Annotated in this window: 7 protein-coding genes; 2 read left to right on the forward strand and 5 right to left on the reverse strand. The window is 58.1% G+C overall.

Features of this window, described 5'->3' with window-relative positions; all coding sequences use genetic code 11:
* Window positions 1-200 precede the first annotated feature (200 nt).
* Complete coding sequence (locus tag B5D61_RS06255; RefSeq protein WP_078812460.1) at window positions 201-8,945, reverse strand: Calx-beta domain-containing protein; 8,745 nt, start codon at window positions 8,943-8,945, stop codon at window positions 201-203.
* Between the two features lie 147 nt (window positions 8,946-9,092).
* Here B5D61_RS06255 and B5D61_RS06260 point away from each other — a divergent pair, with 147 nt between their 5' ends.
* Window positions 9,093-9,287, forward strand: a complete 195-nt coding sequence (locus B5D61_RS06260) for a hypothetical protein (protein ID WP_217698926.1) — start codon at window positions 9,093-9,095, stop codon at window positions 9,285-9,287.
* A 98-nt stretch (window positions 9,288-9,385) separates the two neighbouring features.
* Here B5D61_RS06260 and B5D61_RS06265 read toward each other — a convergent pair whose 3' ends face one another.
* From B5D61_RS06265 to B5D61_RS06280, 4 genes are all read right to left on the reverse strand, one after another.
* A complete protein-coding gene (locus tag B5D61_RS06265) occupies window positions 9,386-10,078 on the reverse strand; it encodes an SDR family oxidoreductase (protein ID WP_245846481.1) in 693 nt (230 codons plus the stop codon).
* A gap of 51 nt (window positions 10,079-10,129) precedes the next feature.
* Window positions 10,130-11,422, reverse strand: coding sequence for a YeiH family protein (locus B5D61_RS06270; protein WP_078812462.1), 1,293 nt, complete (start codon window positions 11,420-11,422; stop codon window positions 10,130-10,132).
* Between the two features lie 36 nt (window positions 11,423-11,458).
* Complete coding sequence (locus B5D61_RS06275) at window positions 11,459-12,844, reverse strand: S41 family peptidase (RefSeq protein ID WP_078812463.1); 1,386 nt, start codon at window positions 12,842-12,844, stop codon at window positions 11,459-11,461.
* A 65-nt stretch (window positions 12,845-12,909) separates the two neighbouring features.
* Window positions 12,910-14,346 (reverse strand): protein kinase domain-containing protein, encoded by a 1,437-nt coding sequence (locus B5D61_RS06280; RefSeq protein WP_078812464.1) that lies wholly within the window; start codon window positions 14,344-14,346, stop codon window positions 12,910-12,912.
* Window positions 14,347-14,503: 157 nt separating this feature from the next.
* Between B5D61_RS06280 and B5D61_RS06285 the strand changes: the two genes are divergently transcribed.
* Complete coding sequence (locus B5D61_RS06285; RefSeq protein ID WP_078812465.1) at window positions 14,504-15,133, forward strand: Pycsar system effector family protein; 630 nt, start codon at window positions 14,504-14,506, stop codon at window positions 15,131-15,133.
* Window positions 15,134-15,145: the final 12 nt, after the last annotated feature.

A 15,145-nucleotide genomic window follows, 5' to 3' on the forward strand; every position in this document is an offset into this window, starting at 1 on the left:
GATCCTTTTGGCGTAGGTGCGAGAGAGGGGACGATGAATACCAGGATTGGGGGAAACCGTGAAGAGAAAAGTCCGTTTCTACACCTATCAAGAATTAGGCGACACCTTTAACACTCCCATCAAGACACCTCATACCATACTGAGCATTAAGATAAACCCCGGATGGAGATAGGCGCTGGTGAATACCCGCACGGCTAGCGTTATCGGTTGACCTTCACCCGCATGAACCGATGACGCTGGCTACCCAAAGGCACATGGTCACGCACCCGAAGCTGCGTGCTGGTATTCACCTCCGTCACCAGTCCATCGCTACTCCAGCGCATGGGCTCGCCGGGATCATCGGAGGCTTGAACCGTGAAGGTCACATCCGTCGCATCGGGGTTCTTCGGCACGGTGATGCAGAGGTATTCATCCTCGCCGACGATGGTCGTGCCAAACTCCACCGGTGAAGGATCCGTGATCGTGGGACGAATTCCAAAAGCATACTCTAGCAGGTTGACCTGCCCATCAAAGTCAGGGTCCCTATCCTCAGCGGCATCTGGATCGTTGAGATAGCCTTCCCAGTGCTGAGCCTGCCACAGCTCGAATGGACTACCTTCAACTTGCAGGAGCCAATCGCGGAAGCTGACCACACTTGAATCATCCGCCTGTAGGCGAATCCGATAGTTTCCCGAGGTGCCCAAGAAGGCTTGGGTATCCACAGCATTGGCATCCGTGAAAGTGACCGCAACAGGCCCTTCACGATGGCTCCACTGGGTGGTTAGCTGAGCAGGGAGCGGGAAACCATCGTCGGTGACCGTGGCGTCCAGAGGGTTGAAGCCAAAGGGATAGGTGGCGCTTGTGGCCATGCTGATCACAGGCGCTTTATTCAGCGGCACAATGCTCAGATTGCTGAACGTAACGGTGTTGTAGCCCACACCGCTGTTATTATTGACACTGAAACCCACCATGACGGGCGTTGTCATGATGACGGTCTGAGGCTGGCCAATCTGAGCCCAGGTGCCGGGAGAGCCCCCGACGTCAGGCGCATGAAAACCCGTGATCGTATTGCCACGCCGGATGAGGCGGACCCAACGCGTCGCCTGGGTGAAGCTCGGCACCCCGGTATTGCTTCCACCTGCAATGCTGGTCCAGAAATAGCCACTGTAGGCACTCGTTGGGATACGCCCCACCTGCACACGGGCTCCGCCATCATTCGACTCACGTATGCAGATCCCGCTTGTGGCGCTGCCCGCGCCGCTGGTGGCACTCGCATGCTTCGCGGTGACCATGAGATCGCCATTGAATTGCCAGCCATAAAACACGCCGGTTGGACTGCCCGCAATCGTATAGGTGCCGTTGCTCTCGCTGAAGGTGCCCGGCATGTTAGGTGAGACGTTGGATTCTTCCGCCATCAATGCAGGCCCTGAAGCGGTGGGCGTAAGAGTCATCTGCTCAAAGGTGGCTGTCGCAAGAGCTGATGAAGTATTGCTGGTTGTTGTTAGGCCAAGCGAGCTTCGTGGGGTCGTATAAAGCGCACTCGCTGTGCCTACAGGTACCCAGGCTCCTGGTGAACCTCCGACATCGGGCGCATAGCTGCCGGAAATGTTTCCCGTCGCAGCCTCACGCTCGAGCTTTAACCAGACAGGGGGCACGATACCCGGCACGGAGGCCGTGAGGGTATCGGACGTGCTCACCGTGCTCCGGGTTCGCATCTGCAAGCCCGTCCCACTGAGATAGCCCAAGACCACACGCTTAGAGCCTCGCATCAGCGTTTCACGCATGGTCACACCGGCCAATGGAGTCGTAGCACCGGTGAGCGCGGTTAACCGCACCACCACACTGCCATCCCCATCGGCCTGACGCACCATGACATGCGCGGTATCGTTATTCGTTGAGGCATAACCCGCCCCGGTGCCTTGCAGGGTAAAGACGCCGTCTTTTTCCAGGCCTGCCCCTCGCCGCGCTGTCGTTGGCCCCAGGTCTTGTGTGATCCAAGTCGCTCCGGCCAATGAGGCACCCACCACCACAGTGACCTGATCACTGACGGTGAATTGAGTGTCCGTGACGCTGCACCGCAGCACGTAGGTTCCGGGCTGCGTGAAACTCACTGCGGTGCTGAGAGCGGTGGGCGTTTCAAACGAAGCCTGGCCCGGTCCACTGACACAACTCCATGCATAAGCGAGCGCTGTTGGAAAGCCGTCATCGGTAGCGGTCGCGGTGACGACGATGCCATTGCCCTCAGCAATCAGCGGACCTTGCGCCGTGGGGCCTGAGATGAACACCACCGGAGGACTGTCATTGTCTTCAATAGACACATCATCATAGCCCTCACCTCCGATATCATAGCTCCCCGAAGCAAGCTGGAGCGTCACGACTTCACGCCCTTCCGTGATCGAATCGTCCACAGGCACGACAGCAATCGTTCGACTGCTTTGATTAGCGGTGAAGGTCACGGTGGAACCGATGGAGGTGTAATCCGTGCCATTGGTCGCTGTGCCCGTGCGCGTCAGGTTCACCGTCAAGGAACTGGTGATGGGGTCGGTTCGTGTGAGGGTAAATTCACCGGGATTTCCTGAAGTCTCTGAGGCATCGGGATCGCTCGCCACCAGCGTGACGGTGCTGCGATCGTCATCCGCGATGGTGACTGTTGCGGAAGATGGCGAGCCGACGATGTAAGCCGCATCGACACTTATCGTGAGGATCGTCGTTTCCGGACCTTCGTTCGCCGTGTCTTGGAGCGGCGTGACCAATCGACGCGTGTAATTGAATCCTGGCTGAAAGGTCACGCTCGTGCCGACTCCGGTGCGATCTGAATTCGTCGAAGCCGTGCCGCCCACGGTGTAATAAACGGTTAGCGAACTATCGGTTGGGCCGGTTCGATAAAAGGTAAACTCCCCAGGATCCAAATCAGCTTCTGATGCCAGCGGATCGGTGGCAACGAGAGTGATCACCGGCTTATCATCATCAATGATGGTGAAAGTATGAAGATCGAGGCTGCCCAGTCGAGCGCCTGTCGGGTTGGCAAGCGTCAGGGAGAAAGTCTCATCGGACTCGGCCAGACTGTCGTTCACCAGAGTCAGGGGAATGCTTTTCACCGTTTCCCCCGCTGCGAATTGCAGGGTGCCGGAAGCGGAGACGAAGTCCGCATTCGTCGCGATTCCCTCGGCCATGGTATAGCCCACACTGATGGCAGTCATGGCTGGCGAACTCAGCGTCACAAGGACCTGCTGCCCCACACTCGATTCAACTCCACTCGAAGCCGCTGAAGCAAAACCGACATACGGCACCGAAGACGGCGCATCGTTGTCCTCAATGGTGTAGGTAAACACGGTGTTGGCGCTGGCAAGCTGCGCTCCATAAGGATTCCTCAGCGCGATGTTCAGCTTCTCGGTGTCTTCGTGAATGGTATCATCGATAACGTTAAAAACGAGGTTCTTCGTTTGCTCACCGATGCCGAAATGCAACACGCCGTTGATCAAATCATGATCCAAGCCGCTGCCCGCCGCATCTGTCAGAGGACGTAGGCGATAGATGAACTCGCCGCCTTCATTGAGCTGAGACCCGCAATAAAACATGCGGCCATTCATGTGTGCGCTTTCGCGAGCCATGACACCCGCTTGAGCATTCCAGGTGCCGCCATCGTGGCTGGTCACGCGAGCGATCAACGTGAAGTCACCAGAGATCGGCATCGCCGCGAACTCGCATTCATCGACGTTTCCTCCGATGCTGGCTCCGCTGCCACTCAGAGCATGGGTGCCTCCATTCTGTTGATAGCTGCCTTCGGCCAACACAAAGCCGATGGAGCGCTTGACGAATCGAATGCCTCCCGGTGGTGCGGGTGTGAGGGAGACATTGTCAAACGTGGCGTCACTGACGGAACCATCCAAGCGTGCCGAGACGGCAAGGCCAACAAGCATCTCGGAAGATAAAGCGACGGTCTGACTGTTCCCCACGGTGGTCCAGCTTGAGCCATCATTCGACATGGAGGCCGTGAAGGTTTCCCCCACTCGCTGAAGCTGAACCCAAGCGGGCTTTTTCAGCATGGCAAATTGAGTGTGATACGTATTGTTAGACCCGGGGGTATTGCGTGAGTAAATGTAGAAGCGGTTGTCCAACGCCATCAGTGAGGCGTAGTAGCGCACACTCGCTCCGATGCTTTCACGGAACATCACGCCAGCGCGGGTCGAATTGCCGCCTCCGCTCATGGAGACGACACGTGCTGTGATCGTGCAGGTCGGTGAAGTGCCATTGATGGTGAAGTAAGCCGTGCGGATGTTATCGCTCGATTGGCTCGAGCTGAAACCCGGATTCCCCGCACTGAAGGTGTAGGTGCCATTACTCAGGCTGCTGGTCGAACCGGGATTGGTCGTGCCAATCGTCAAATGGGTGGGGCTCGCAGAGGCCGACGCGCCCAGTGCCAAGTTGGTGATGCTAACGTTGTCAAAAGTCACCGCCGCCGCTTGCCCGCTGGTGCCGGAACCCGCAACGAGAGCCACCAGATAATTGCTGGTGCTCATGTTATTGGTCACAGAACCCGCCACCTGCCGCCAAGTCGTGCCATCGAAGGATATAAAGCTCGTCATGCTGCTGCCATCACGCACGGCACGCACCCAATAGGGTGGAGCATTGACAAATGTGGTGCTGTTCATGCCGGAGCGGCTTGAACCGACAATACCTCCGTCGATTTCATAATCCACGGTCGTCGGTGTCGTGGCGGCGTTTGTGAGTGAAACCGGGATAGAAACTTGCCCGACATTTTCTGAGCCAACCGACCCCGAGCTATCAAAGCTAACCAGTTGGGTGCTCGTTTCATTGTCGGTGATGAGAATCTTCGCGCTGTCATTGCCGATGGCATAACTTCCAGCGCTGAGGTTGAGGATGATAGTCTCCGTGCCTTCAAAGGCGGAGTCATTGGTGATCACCACAGGCACATCCACTCCTTGCGTTCCGGATGGAATGACCACCGTCCCGCTCAAGGTGTTGTAATCCACGCCATTCGTGGCGGTGCCGCTCAGGGTGTAGTTCACTGTAACCGCCACATTTTGCGGTCCGTCACGACTGATCCAAAACTTGGTGGGGTTACTCGTCGTGCCTTCTGTCGCGGTATAGGCGTTGCCGGATGTACCGACCTGAGCATCCACAAACACCGTGGGTTGTTCATCATCGAGAATTCTCAAGGTGGCCGAACTCGTGGGTCCGAAACTTTGATACTGACTTGAAGGCGTAATCGTCAGCGTGACCGTCTCCCACTCTTCTGGCAAACTATCGGCGAGAGGCACTACCGAGAGGTTGCTCACGACCGGCACACCGTCGGCCAAAGTGAGCGTGGTGCTGCCGGAGAGAGCCGTGAAATCCACGCCACTGGTGGCTGTGCCAGTGATGGTGTAGTTGACCGTCAGGGTGCCCGTTCCAGCACCACGAGCCGTGATTCGGAAGTTCCCGTTCGTGGATGGCTCGGCTGCATTCGCGGTCTGGACCACATCCACTTGCGGTGTATCCCCTGGATGATCCAGAATCGTGATCACGGCACTGGAGGCCTCGCCGACTTGATACAGGGTGGAGCCTGAGCCCAGCCTGAGCAGCACGTTTTCAGTGCCTTCTCCCACTTCATCATATCGAGGGAGGATGGTGACACTGGCACGGGTTTGACCCGCAGGGATCACCAACGAACCTGGGAGCGCGTCATAATCGACACCATGGGTGGCAGGGACACCATTGTTGTGAGTGCCTGAGACGGAGTAATAAACGGTGAGATCCTTGCTGATATCGCCGCTGCGGGTGACGATGAAGGACGCTGTGTCCGCTTGAGTGTCTGGCAGAGCGAGATTCACCTCAGCACCTTGAGCATCACCCGCAGATACATTCACAATCTGGACATCATCATCGACGATGCTGACTGTGACAGCATTGGCGAGTGGGTCGGCCAGATGATTGACGCCGCTGGTGATCTTGACGATCACGGTTTCCAAAGCCTCCGCGACATTGTCATTCACCGGGGAGATTTGAAACGTCGTCGATTCGGCTCCAGCCGGAATCGTTATGGAGGGAATCAGCAGTGCATAGTCAGGCCCCATGCTCGCCGTGCCACTGCGTGCAATGGGAATGGATAAGGCCGCATCCACAGGACCACTGCGGGTCAGCTTCAGTACTGCAGGCTCACCCGATCCCTCAAGGGTCGAGGCGTTCACACTGGTTAGGCTGACTTTGGGCAAGGTGGTGTCGTTGTCGTGGATCACCAAAGTGCCACGCGTATTCGCTCCCAAGATGTAGGCGGTGCTCTGACCTAACTCCATCAGCACCGTTTCAGGACCTTCCTCGGCATTGTCGTCAATCGGCACCACATCCACCGCTAACGAAGCCTCCCCTGCAGGGATGGTGAAAGTGATGAAACCTTGGCTGCCAGCGACGTAATCGGGGGAGAACTGGTAATCCGCGCCACGCGTCGCTCCGCCCTGCACGGGGTTCATATTCACGATGAGATCCGCACTCAGATCACCCGTGCGAGTCAGGGTGAAACGCGCGGACACGGCGGCCACATTCTCCGCGGCCTCAGCCACATCCACCGTCAAAGTCACACCGGCAGAAGTGGAAGCATCGAAGTCCGCTCCGGTGAAGTTGGGCCCCACCGTCACGTTGTTGTTAAACAGCTCCGAAAACGAATAGCCATAGAGCAACGGCGTCATGGAATAGGTGGTGGCGGTCAGGTTCGGAATCGAATAGTAGCCGTCACTGTCGGTGATCACCCCATTGGCACTGTTGGCCGTGACCACCACATTGGCTAAGCCTTGTCCCCCCTGAGTCACCCGGCCTGAGATGATGAAACGACCATTGCCATTGCCGACGATGATCAATTGATGTCGGGTGGCCGTGCCGCCCTTCATGTCGCTGACCGTGCAAGCAACGAGATAGGAGCCTGCCGTGGCAAAGGTCCGTGTGATGACCGGCGCATTGGCGTCCACCACCTTGTAGTTGGCATCGCCGAAGTGCTGCCAGGAAAAGGCCAGTTCGTCTCCATCGGCATCGTTGGCCGTGGCGGTGAAGGTCACCGTAGCATTCACTGGAACCACTTCGGCGGAGGCCGCCAGGCTCAGAGTTGGTGCCTGGTTCGTGCTGAACTGTCCCAGATTCACCTGCACGTCCACGCTCTTCGGTGTGGTGTCAGTATTGACCGCGACGGTGGTGATGTGAATGCCGCTGTCGGTATCGCTAAAGGTGCGCCCGAGGGAAATCGCCGCATCATCTTTTCCAAACGGCGAGCCCGGAGTCGTGTCGATGCGTTGCAGGTTGCCGCCACTGCCGCTGGGATAGCGCCAGCCTAACAAGAGGCCCTTGTCGGCCCAGGGGCGTGTGGTGCTACCGGTATAGACCTGTCGCAGTTCCCCCCAATAAACGCGCTGAGCATCCTTGGTGATGTTCAAGGCATAACGCTTGGTCGGTTCCAGCGTCGGTTGGTCATAAGCATAGAGACGATACAGCCCAGTCTGTGTGATGTCTTCGATGTTCCCACGCGGCAGCCAGCGGATCTGGCTCTTGGCCTGCGAATTGTAATGCTCGTTAGGCACACCGCCCCCACCCATCACATCATAGACATCTCCATATTCCTGATTGGTCCCCGCCCCCACCGCACTGGTTCCGGCCGTGTCCCAGAAGTTCGAGTGGCCAAGCCCGAAAGCATGTCCGACTTCATGGGCTGTCAGCGCGGCTCCATCGCCACGAATCCACACCGTGCTGCCTCCACCAAGGCCACCGTAGGAGCCAGGGCCACCGTTGTGACGCATGACGGTGCAGTCAAAGTTGGTGTAGTCGTAGCCCAGCTTCTTTGCCTCTTCACGGGCGTGGGCCATGCTGACCCCTTCGCCATCGATGTCACCGCCGTTGGAGGTATCGCGCTGGATATACCAGTTTTCGGTATGTGGGAGCTTCACCGGAGGTGTGACCGTGGTGAGCAGCGTCAGCCGACCGTAGGAGTTGGTGGCGTAATAGTCACTCACATCCCGCATCATTTGGTAGGCCGTGGCCTCCGTGGCGGGCACGGCGCTTTGGTCGGCATAGGTGGTGGGGATGTAGATCACCCGGACCACCCCCATGGAGGGCGTGGGGGCAGAGGGGAGGATGCCGGTGAAAGCGGTGGGTCCCCCTGTGCTGCCTTCGGCCATGATCAGCGTCTCCCTATACAGCACCACATGGGTGCCATTGCAGAGATAGACGACTTCTTCAGCCGTCTCCACGACGGGCGTATCCTCCGGCACGGGCTCTGCCGCTTCTTCGGCTGCCACGGATTCTCTGCCGGAAACTGGGCAGACCGCGACGGCAGGCTTTTCTGGGTTTGGCACCTCCCCGGCCTCCAGAACACGCATAGGATCTTCGTTGATCGCGAAGTCCGAATCCAGGGCCACGCCGTTCAGGGAGGCGCTCGGTGTCCAAGTGAGCTTTTCCGCACGTCGTCCATACACATGGGCCGAGTAGGTCTTGCCGTTTTGCAATTCCGCCACGTGTTTGCTCACCGGCTCACCCGCCACGGTGCGCCCTCGATACACGCGCAGCACGCCGGTGTCGTTCACGCGATCCTCCAACTGCGCCAGGATGCTCGCAGGGAGTTTTTGCCGAACCACCATGGGCACTGCCTGAGCCAGGGCCTCGCGCGGATCATCGCGGATGAGTTGTTTAAACACCGGACGTCGTGCTGCCGCGAGAGCAAGGCCCTGCTCTTCCAATTGCTCCCGAAGCTGTGCATCCGCCCGCAGATAGCGCCCCGACCAATCCTGGAACTCAGCCACCGCCCCCAAGCGTGACGCAGGAACCGGCAGGGCCTGCCCTTGCCCACCGTTATTGGAAACCTGTTCAGGTCGGGGTGTTGCGCGAGGTGCCAAAGGCGAATCCCAGGGGGAAAAAGCAATCACTGCGACCACGGCCAACGCCAGCAGACCCATCCAGCCGAGGAAAGTGCGAGGATTGAAAAACATAAATAAGTTCCCGATTTGCCATCCTAAAACGCAAAAGGAGGGATCGGCATTGGATCAGATTTTTTTGCATCCTGTAAATGCTAAAGCGCTCCGTTGCGGAAAATCGTCCCTCGCCTGTTTCCCTTTCTCAAACCCCAGGATGTCTGCTTGGACACCCTCGATGTCTGCCCAAGCATCCTCAACAGCTACCTGCTCACTCTGGATGGTTCCATAGTCACTCTCGGTCGCTATTTACTCACTCTCGATCGCTTGCATGCGACCCTGGGTGGCTCGGTGGCCAGACTGGATCGCTGCTTGGCCAAACTCGATGGCTGTTTGGCCCGACTCGATGATCGAGTCTGAGACTGAAGCCACCTTTATTGAGAATGACTCACCCCGAATAAGACAAGATGCCATCTTTTGAAGGACTTTGAAGTCTGCAAGGCTGCACCGGGTGCCTGTTACCCCCAGCGATGAATCCGGCTGTCGAGTTGGAAGACCTGTCCGCTGACGTTTTCCAGCGTATGAAGGAAGGCGATGAAACGGGCCGCATCCTCGGCGGTGTTGAGCCTTCCGAGGGTGTGACGTGATTCCACCTCAGGCCGGTGCTTCGCCAGGAGATCTCGCGTCATTCGGGTATCGAGAAAACCGGGCAGGACGCAGTTGGCGCGAATATTTCGCGGGCCATACTCGGCGGCCAGACTTTGGGTGAAAGCGATGAGTCCGGCCTTGGCAGCGGCGTAGTTGGCCTGCCCGACAGGTCCTGAGAGGGCACTGAAGGAACCGATGGTGACAATGTGCCCTTGACGCTGTTTGACCATGAGCTTCAGGGCGGCCTGGGTGGTGAGAAAAGCCCCTTTCAAATGCACCTGGAGCACCTGCTGAAAGTCTGACTCGGTCATCTTCAGCATGGAGGCATCACTCAACACGCCGGCATTGTGAATCAGCAGATCCAGCCGAGGCAGAGCCCCCATGACCGCCTGCACCTGGGTCTTGTCCGTGACATCCATCTGTGTGCGAGTGGGCGCATGGACCTGCCAGCCTTGCGATTCCAACTCCAGACGAATAGCCTGCGCCAGATCACCCCCACCACCCGTGATGAGAGCGGTGGGAGGACAGGGGGCAGTTTTCAGCGGGCAGTTTTCAGTGTTCACTGGGAATTGCGCCTACTGAACATTGAATACCGCTCACTGAACACTGGCATTTTACTCGCCCATCAGCACGCCGCCGAAGAGCAGCCAAGCGAGGAGGAGTGTCCAGACGATGTTGAAAGCCTGCCCGCCCAGGAAAGCGAGGGCGGGGCGGCCCCCACCGAGCTTGAAGAGATCACCCAGACGAGTTTCCAGGCCGATGCAGACGAAAGCGGCGGTGAACCACAGCTCACGCAATCCCTTGAGGAATCCATTGGCGGCCTTGGCCTCCTCAGGAGACATGGCGAAGGAGAAGGCCAGGGAGGCAGCGATGAAACCGAGCACAAATTTGGGAAAGCGCTCCCAGATCACCCCCACACTGGGGCGCTCCGTCTGGGTGCCGTCTTTTCCTCCACGCATTGTCCACCAGATGGAAATGAAGAAGGCGGCAAACCCGATGAGCACGTTTTGGGAAAGCTTCACGATGGTGCCGGTCTTCGTAGCGGCTTCGCTGATCATTTCGGTAGCCGCGGCGACAGAACCGCTGGTATCCAGTGTGCCTCCGAGCCAAGCTCCGCCGACGGCGTCATTGAGCCCCATGGTCTTGATGAGCGGAGGCATGAGCACCATCATCGGCACGGCACAGAGCAGGACGATGGAGGTGACGTAGGAGAGCTTTTTCCGATCGCCTTGGATGGCGCCACAGGCAGCAATGGCCGCCGAAACCCCGCAAATGGAAACCGAGGTGGAGAGCATGACGCCGAACTCATCGTCCACCTTCAACCAACGGCAGAGGCGGAAGGTGATATGCCAGACCACAGGGATTACGAAAGCGGCCTGGATCAGCCCCGGCAGACCAGCTTTCAGCATCTCTTGAAACAGGATGGAGGCCCCGAGCATGACGATACCGACCTTGATGAAAAACTCCGTGCGCACGGCAGTCATCAGCCACGCAGGCGTGGGCAAGAGATGACTCCAGAGCAGCCCTAGAGCCAGAGCAAAGATCACATACTCAAGGCCCCAAGCCTTCACCGTGGATTGGCCGGAAAGGAACTGCGCCACCATGGCAAGAGCAAACACCACCGCTGCACCGCCGATAAAAGGGAGGACCTTCTTGCCCAAAGAAGCGGCCAAGACGATGGCGGACACTAAAATAAAGACCAAGCCGACGCTGGCCACGGCGGAGAAGTTACTGGCTGTGAAGACCTTGCTGAAGTCAGCACTCGTGGTCCAGCCGAGTTTCGGAATGGACGGGCTCCAGCCCGAGAGCACGGCGGCGATCAACGGCACGGCGGCGATGACAGCCAGCCAATCTTCATTTTGCCACCAAGAGGGTTTCGCGGGAGGGGGAGTCGTATCTTCTGCCATGGGAAAGAAGAGATAACGCGCCTCAACCCGGAATCTTCAATTCGCATCTTCTTTAAGAGGCAGGGCGCGCGGAACATCGGGGGGAGCCACTGGCGCAGCTTTGGCCTGAAAGGTGTCAAAAACCAGCACGCCCTTGAGGGCATCAACGGCGCGCTCCAGTTGCTTATCACCGAGATTGGCAATCTCAATGGCAGCCGCCTCGCCGGTGCCGTGGCTGTTGCGCCATTTGGCCACTTTCATCTCTTCATCGGTGGTCAGCACGGAGACGATGTTCGGCTCCACACCATGCTCGTGAATGGTGCGGTGGCTCGGCGTGTAATACTTAGCCGTGGTGAGACGCATAGCGGCCCCATTTTTCATGGGCAGAATGCTCTGCACGGAGCCCTTACCAAAGCTGGTCGTGCCGACCACGATGGCGCGCTTCAAATCCTGGAGCGCTCCGGCGGTAATCTCCGCCGCACTGGCACTGCCGTGATTGACGAGCACCGCCATGGGATAACGACGGGGCTTTTTGCCATCGCGCACCGGGGTGCGGTAGGGCGGCGGGTTTTGGGAAGCGATGCGTCCCTCCGTCGTTACCACCACAGTTCCCTCGGGTAAAAACTCGCCACAAACCGCAACCGCGCTATCGAGCAAACCACCGGGGTTATTGCGCAGATCCAGCACGAAGGCCTGCATGCCCGCTTTTTCCAGCTCATCCAGAGATTCGCTCAGATCTTTAGCAGTGGAATGGGTGTATTGAGAGATGCGAGCGTAACCAATTTTATAGTCACCGGCCAGTTTGGGCACCAGAAGCATGGAGTCATGCACCGAGGTTTCCGTCAGAGTCTCGCGGACAATGCTGAATTCCAGGAACTGCTTGGTGCCAGGACGGCGGACCGTCAGCTTCATGGTTTCGCCTGAACGGCCTTGCAGGAGCTGGATCGCCTCCGCTACGCCCACGCTATCGGTGAGCACCTCGCCGATGCGCACCATCTGATCCCCGGCCAGCACTCCTGCCCGGGCGGCAGGTCCATCCTCACGAACGGTGATGATGGTCAGGGTGCCTTCGCGCAAAGCGACTGTGATGCCCACGCCTTCGGAGGTATCCGCCTGCTCACGCTGCATGTCCTCAAACAAGGAGCGGCCCATGTATTCGCAATGGGGATCGAGCCGACGCAGCATGCCCTCCAGAGCCCCTTCCACCAGCTCCTCATAGGTGATCTTGGATTCATCCACGTAGTTTTGGCGGATGGTCTCCATGGCCCGGGTCAGCAGTTCCATCTGGCGGTAGGCATCCTCAGGTGGGGGCTTCAGCGCGGGTGGGGTCGCCTTAGACTTAGCGGCCGTTTTGTCGGGTGCTGCACCTGATTCATCCGGCGGAGCGGCACGCAGACCGTGACCAACGGCCAAACAAAGACTGAGGACCAGAACGAAACGCATGGCAAAGAGTGCATCAATCCTGCGGATGCAACAGGAGAAAAACGCAGTTTCGTATGGGAAACCTATCACCGAGTGATGCCGATGCGAGCCTCACGATAACGCTGACGCAGGGCCCTCAGGGTAGCGGGCAGGCCCGGCTCATCCACGTCGGGGATTTCACCGTTGTTTTGCAGCAATTGCAGTTCTTTCTGAAGATAAGGTAGATCATCCAGCCGCACGGTTTCCAGAGCCTGATTGGCCGCCTGCTGCACAGCGGTGACGTATTGAGCCCGAAGATCGGCCAAAGGGTCCTTCGGGGGGGCGGGGGGAGTCGGTGCGGGTTGGATCTCTCCCCCAGAGATTGGCTTAACAGGCGGTGGAGGCTCGGTGATCATAGGTGGGGCCTTCGCAGGCATCTCCATCACGGGCGATTCCATGGGGGGCTCAACCTGAATGGTTTCCACTGCCGCCACCTCATCTTCAGCCGCAGGTTGCTCGATCACAATCCTGTCTTTAAACAGCACGAGCAAAACAAGACTACCGATGCTGACCAGAGAAATCAAAAGATGCAGACCGGTGCTGAACGCCCGCCAGACAAAGGCATCCAGACGCTGGTAAAAGCTCGGCCGATGTTGCCGAACAATCGGGTCCATTTTCCCTGGCTTCAGCGGAGGTGATGTCGGTGGGGTTGGCGCGGACGACTCCACCTGGCTAGGCGACGCCTTAACGCCTGCGGCCACGATCATCTTAGCCTTTCCTCCAGGCTCACCCCGGGCTTGCTCCAGGCGCAAAGCCTCGTGGAGCGCCTCCGCCACCTCAGCCGGGTGATGCAGTTCTCGAGCCGGATCTTGTCCCAAACAGCGGCGTAAGACCGCAGCAAAGCTCGGTGGCAGATCCCTGGAGAGCCTGCCATCCGCATCCAACTCACAGCGTGCAAACATCCAGTGCAAGGTGATGCCTAAATCCCGCATATCTGCATGAGCACCGCCTTGAAAGGGTTCCAGCCACGACAGCTCGCCCTCTTCGGTGACGGCCATTCCCATGCAGGTCAGTTTGGCTCGACCTTCCTGATTGACCAAAACCGTTGCCGGAGAAAGGGCTCCATGAGCGAGTTCGTGATCATGAATCAACTGAAGAGCCTCGCAAATCTCGATCGCCAGAGGAAAAGCGTTCTTCGGTTTGATCTGCCTTTCGACAATCAGGGAGCCTAGCGAGCGCCCTTCCACATGCTCGGTCACGAGATACAGGAAGCCTGTGGGAGTCCGGCCAAAGTCATACACTGCGGAAATGCCCGGATGTACCAAGCGCGCCCGAGCTCGTAAACGATCCATCAACGACGTAATCTCCGCAGCCCCCGGCTCAGGGATCACCTCGATCACCACCATGCGGTCCAGAGCTGTCTGGTGGCCTAGATACAAGGCACTATCTCTCCCGGCATGCACCTGCCGCTCCACCTCATACAATGGCAGCCAGCCTCCCAGCTCAGACAGATCGGGGAAAGACGGAGCAAGAGACTCAGACATCGGTTCAGGAGAAAAGGAGGTTAAGATACCCCCAAACTCCCTAGAAGCCACACCTCAGTCCAGCTTTTTGCAATCCGACTCAACGAGATGCTGTGACGAACTCGTCACATGATTAACCCCTCGAATACATCCACATACAAGGCCGCGAATCCCTCCAATGGCCGACGTTTCCGCTCCCCCAGCGCCTGTTCACTCCAGCGCTCCAGCTCCAGTCACTTCCCTGACCTCAGTCAGTTCAACAGCGGTGGATCTCACCCGGTTGATCTACATGCTCTACCAGGACGTCGAGGCGCAAATCAACCGGGCCGATTTGAAGGCGCAAATCACCCTCAGCACCTCGGCTATTTTAGCCGCCATGGTGGCCAATTTGGGCTTGGGCCTCGCGTCCCCTCACCTTACCGATTGGCGTCTCACGGAGTGGTGTGTGTTAGTCGTTTACGGCGCTTTTCTGCTCAGCATCACCATGGCCATTGGGCATGCGCTTCTAGCCGCATTCCCACGTTCACTCGGCAAATCTCACGCTCCGAATCCCAATCCTAATCTCTACTTCACGGCGGACATCGTCAGCCTGGAGGCTGAGACTTATGTGCGGCTGTTCAGCGACCAATTGAATAGCGATGTGCGGGACAAAGTGCTGAAACAAATCCACGCCAAGGCCCGCGTGCTTGAGATGAAAATCGCTCACATCCGCACCGGATTGAGGTTTCTCAGCTTGGCCATGATGCTCTGGCTGCTGGCAAGAATTGTACTCGTGATTGGATATGCCCGCCTTCCGGCGCATGGGTAGCCCCAAATGAAA

Source organism: Prosthecobacter debontii, from assembly GCF_900167535.1.
Taxonomy (GTDB): Bacteria; Verrucomicrobiota; Verrucomicrobiia; order Verrucomicrobiales; family Verrucomicrobiaceae; genus Prosthecobacter; species Prosthecobacter debontii.